Genomic DNA, 4462 nt, shown 5'->3' on the forward strand with positions numbered 1-4462 from the left:
CTTTTCGGACCTCGCAAGATGTTCGAACTTGTGTCCGTACATTGTGTGTACCGAAAATTCAAGCTCGGGCGTAGTGGTGATGAAGTCCGCCGAGGATGGCGTGTGATTTGATGCTTCCTGTTCGCTGAACCGGACGAGAAACCGGCGCATCCTTGTTCAAGGATCGATGAGTTCTGAAATTATTATAGTAATCGGCGTAGGATTTCAGAATCCGGCACAGATGCGCCTCGCTCAGGACAATGATGTGATCCAAACACTCACGCCGGATCGATCCGATCAACCGTTCGGCAAAGCCGTTCTGCCAGGGTGAGGCCGGTGCAATAGGCTTGTCCCGAATGCCCATGGCGCGCAATCGTCGTGTGACGACGGTGCCGTAGATCCGATCCCGATCGCGGATGAGATAGTGCGGAGCCTCATCCCGAGGAAATGCCTCCGTGATTTGACGTGCAACCCATTCCGCCGTCGGATTTGCTGTGACGTTGATCCAGACAAGGTCTCTGCGGTCGAGCCGCACGATGATGAAGGCATAGAGCAGGTCGAAGCCAATGGTCGGAACAACAAACAAGTCCATGGCGGCAATGTCCGGCGCATGGTTACACAAGAAGGTTCGCCATCCTTGGCCAGGTGGCTGCCGTCGTTTGACCATGTACTTGGCGACGCTCGACTGCGCGACCTCAAACCCGAGCTTAAGCAATTCGCCGTGAATGCGTGGCGCGCCCCAAAGCGGATTCTCGACGCTCATCCGCCGGATCAATACGCGCAACTCCATGTCGATCGGCGGTCGCCCTCCCAATGGGCGCGATTTCCAACGCCAGTAACACAGAAAGCCGGCCCGATGCCAACGCAGGAGCGTCTCAGGCCGGATGATCGTGAAAGCCTGCAAGATTGATGGAAACCAGCGATACAGCTGGATAAAGAACCAGCGATCATGGCTGGTGAGCCGGACGCGACCATGCAGCCTGCGCCTCAAGACAATCACCTGATGTCGAAGCACCGTGTTCTCGGCCTCAAGCCGCAACTTGGACTTGAATGGCGAGGTCAGGACGGCCAGCACGAACCAGAGCAGCCCGATCATCCCGCCAGCTTAGGCGATTCCACTGTGTCTTCAACCCGGATGAGGTTTTCGGTACACACAGCGGTCGAAATGAGACATGCCATGATCGCAAAGCCGACCCCAATGACAAGGAAGTTCGATGAGGTGACCTCTGTCAACGTCACAGGTGTCCAGACCAGAGTCGCCACGAAAAACGCGAGCATGATACCGATCGGAATGGAAACCAGAGCCATTCCGCCGACGATCGGCCATTCCGATCTTCGCAGGATGGTCCACCGCATGGCGTAACGCACGACAGCGACTTGAGACAATGTCAGGATAGCTCCTGCCAGGCAGCCAACGCCGATCACAAGCTGGGTTGCGGCGAGTTTACGCAAGGATGAAACCGGCTCCGGCGGCATTCCGTAGAGGAGAGCGACGCTAACCATTAACATCGCCCCCAGGATGCCTATGAGGGCGTAAGCTACAAACATCCACATGACGACCCTCGGCAACGAGCGCAGGCGAGGAGATACGAGCGGAGCTGCCGCACAGGCGAACGCGAGGACGGCAACTGACACGAACACCCAATCCGCCGTCCCGAACTTGAGGCTGCTTACAGCGCCAAGCGCTGCGTAAATCCTAATGATGATTGCAGCGCCTATCGGGGGCCAGAGATAGAGATTACCTGCGGTCAGGCAAACGGCAACGGCGATCGAATCTTTCGCGATCAGAGCCTTTCCGAACATGCGGTCTGCTATGTCATTCGCTTTCTGCGCGACAACGACCACGAACGCGGCTTGACGCGAGACCGTCCGGCTGCGGAGTTCATCGAACTGAAGCCACCAAGTCGCGATCTTGTCCCGCAGTTTTCTTTCATCGTCCTCGTACATGAACCAGGCGACGTAAAACGCCGCGAACGCGGCGACGGCTGCCCCAATGCGAACCACTGCGTCAATCCAGGTCACGGGCAATAGTGCCTCCCGGATAAGACCGGTCTGCGCCGGATAGGGCTGCATATGGCAGCGGACGGCCCACAGGGTCGATCCCTGCATCCTACAATGGACTCGCCGCAAGCGAAACCGGCAACGCGGGACGCCAAGAATGGATGGTTTGGCTAGCCTGCGCCAATTGCCTTGCAGATCGCCCCGCGAGAACATCCCGACTGCTTGGCGATCGCGGTCGCACCAAGTCCGTGCGAGCGCAGCGTCCTGATCTGGGGGGCGAGGCTAACCGCCCTCCAGTTTAAACTTGTGGTGGCTCATCTCGCACCGGCTAAAGATCTTCCGCTTCGTCTCGCATCAGCAAATCCGTTGTTGCCATTGCGGCATACGCCCTCCGAATGAGTTCGTTACGGGCGGAACGGGTCTCGTCCTCAGTTGGCTCGCGGCCCAGCTTTGCCCGAAGTTTCGCTATGGTCTCTTCCTTGAGTTCGATGCCCATTTGATGCCCATCTACGTAACGACGCTTGCTTTTGTTGGCTCTTGTCGCTGTCGCCAGTCAACCCAGTCGGCAGCCGCCCGTCAAGATCGGGGAGTTCCTTTATGGGCGAGCGGCAGGTCGTGCTGGATGTTCTTGCGGCCATAAGCTTGGTGGCTCGCGTGTTGTGGCGTCGATTTCGGTTCTCTTAGAGCGCCTACCTGCTTAGGCGCTGAAGATCGCTCGCGCAGCAACTGAACCAAGGAAGACAACAGTAGCTGCCACGTATCCAATCGCCTTTAGCGGATGCTCCTTCCCCACCCGCGGTCGAGTGACTCCTGGGGAGATTGCGTGCCCTCGATTTCACGGCCTTGGTACCGAACGTGCTGGGCGACTCCGGCGTTCAGATCTTTGAGCAGCGAAAGCGTATCGGTTGTACTGCCTCTCTAAAACGATAGGTGGTCTTATGGCGGATTCGTATCGCGGTCATCTCGGCCTCCGTTTTCAGGCCCATGGATTCTACAGCGGCCTCGCGACCTGAGTATCCTGCAGCAGAAATCGATGGCCGCGAGCGTGGCGCCTACCACGTTCGCGGCCACGATCATCCAACCGTCCCGGATGAAGCCGTAGATGATCAAGAGCCCAAGACCGAGAGTCAGCGTCCCGAGCATGAAGAGCGAAAGATCGTCCGTCGAAGCGTCACGCTTTTCTTTGGATGGCATCGGCGATGCGTCTTCTGCATCTTGGTTCGGCGGAGCGCCGCGATCGCTCAGGAATGCTACCGCCAACAGGCCCAGGGCCACAGCAATGTTCCAACCGCCCGGACGTCTTTCTTCGTAAGAGCTTGGCATAAGATGCGCCTAGAATATCGAGATGAGATTTTGCGCGTTATCCTCTTGCGGCTGGAAAGCCGCCGCCAAGCAGGCGGCGTTTTACTTCTCAGCTTGGCGGGTTGAGGGAATCTTCGGAGCGCTCCAATCGCTCGGCATCCGCGTCCAAGTCCTCGGCCAAAGCCTTCAGAGTCTGGCAGTCTTGATTGCTGCTGACAGATTGAGAAAGCCGTTCCGCTCTACAGGCCTGTTCTCTGAGGTACTCGGTTTGCTTGCTCATAAGGGGCAAGAAACTTGGAATAGGGGCGTTCCAAATCAGACCAACTATTCCTAGCGATTGACTGGATGCCCCCTATTTGTTCTTGTTGAGCGCCGTAACTCATTGAAAAACAAGATGCCAACACTCTTATACATCCGCTCGGAAATCGAGCGCATGCGCGCGCAGATAGGCCGGCAGCGCAAGGAAATCCTCCAGCTCCAGCGGGCCGAGGTAGGGACCGCCTCGGCGGAAGCTCTGCTAGGCCGGATGCAGGCCAAGGTCGATGGCCTCTGTTTGCAGCGGGACGACATGAAGAAAGCGCAGCCGCAGGAAACCCGTCCGCGCGTTCTAGGAGGGCGGAAGTGGTAGTTGAACGACCGAAGTATTTCTCCGACATGTAGGATGCTCCGGAGTTCCTGAACTCACGCGACCAGACGCGGAGGCTGTCGACCCGTGAAGGTGGTGCAGGGCGCACATCGAGGCCATCCAGGTTGCGATTGACCAGTATGCGGAAGCCGCTTTCGGCAACCGGGAGTTCTTCCTCAACACGCCGCACCGCATCGGCCCGAGCCGAAGCAGGAGCGACATTCCCTAGCGCCGTTCTCTTTTATCACATCCCGTTCGCGCGCTGTTCGAGAACCGTTCTCAAAAATACAACCTGCAAAGGCGCTCGCGGTTGTAGGAGGCGCTGGGATGTATTCACGGATGGAACGCGTCTCCGGCCTCGAAAGTTGGAGACTCGTTGAGTAAGGTAGGTAGACTGGCCGCCGCTGGTGACCTTGCCCCCAAGTTTTATCCAGTCCTGAGTTCGCCCCGGCTGTTGGATTTGCCCGGTTGGACGGTGGCAGCGGCGGGAGCCGGCGCGGAGCCCTCGGCATAGCGCAGCGCCGGCTCCCGGCGCGGGTGGCAGGTGAAGGCGAA

General features: G+C 58.2%; 5 protein-coding genes. 1 reads left to right on the plus strand and 4 read right to left on the minus strand.

Going from position 1 to position 4462, the window contains the following annotated elements; genetic code table 11:
• Positions 1-58: 58 nt before the first annotated feature.
• From AB4Z51_RS44420 to AB4Z51_RS44435, 4 genes are all read right to left on the minus strand, one after another.
• Complete coding sequence (locus AB4Z51_RS44420) at positions 59-1075, minus strand: integrase core domain-containing protein (protein ID WP_441499721.1); 1017 nt, start codon at positions 1073-1075, stop codon at positions 59-61.
• Complete coding sequence (locus tag AB4Z51_RS44425) at positions 1072-2088, minus strand: hypothetical protein (protein ID WP_441499722.1); 1017 nt, start codon at positions 2086-2088, stop codon at positions 1072-1074. The genes AB4Z51_RS44420 and AB4Z51_RS44425 overlap by 4 nt, the downstream gene beginning before the upstream one ends.
• A 220-nt stretch (positions 2089-2308) precedes the next feature.
• Positions 2309-2476: a hypothetical protein gene (locus AB4Z51_RS44430; protein ID WP_441499723.1), complete on the minus strand. Its 168-nt coding sequence runs from the start codon at positions 2474-2476 to the stop codon at positions 2309-2311.
• A gap of 440 nt (positions 2477-2916) precedes the next feature.
• A complete protein-coding gene (locus AB4Z51_RS44435; RefSeq protein WP_441499724.1) occupies positions 2917-3255 on the minus strand; it encodes a hypothetical protein in 339 nt (112 codons plus the stop codon).
• Between the two features lie 409 nt (positions 3256-3664).
• On the opposite strand from AB4Z51_RS44435, the gene AB4Z51_RS44440 reads away from it, so the two are divergent.
• Complete coding sequence (locus AB4Z51_RS44440; protein ID WP_441499725.1) at positions 3665-3910, plus strand: hypothetical protein; 246 nt, start codon at positions 3665-3667, stop codon at positions 3908-3910.
• Positions 3911-4462: the final 552 nt, after the last annotated feature.

Source organism: Bradyrhizobium sp. 2TAF36 (genome assembly GCF_052114925.1).
GTDB classification, from domain to species: Bacteria; Pseudomonadota; Alphaproteobacteria; order Rhizobiales; family Xanthobacteraceae; genus Bradyrhizobium; species Bradyrhizobium barranii.

Excerpts from the sequence above, each read along its gene's own strand:
- AB4Z51_RS44430 (WP_441499723.1), bottom strand. The coding sequence starts at position 2,476 with ATGGGCATCGAACTCAAGGAAGAGACCATAGCGAAACTTCGGGCAAAG.
- AB4Z51_RS44425 (WP_441499722.1), bottom strand. The coding sequence starts at position 2,088 with ATGCAGGGATCGACCCTGTGGGCCGTCCGCTGCCATATGCAGCCCTAT.
- AB4Z51_RS44420 (WP_441499721.1), bottom strand. The coding sequence starts at position 1,075 with ATGATCGGGCTGCTCTGGTTCGTGCTGGCCGTCCTGACCTCGCCATTC.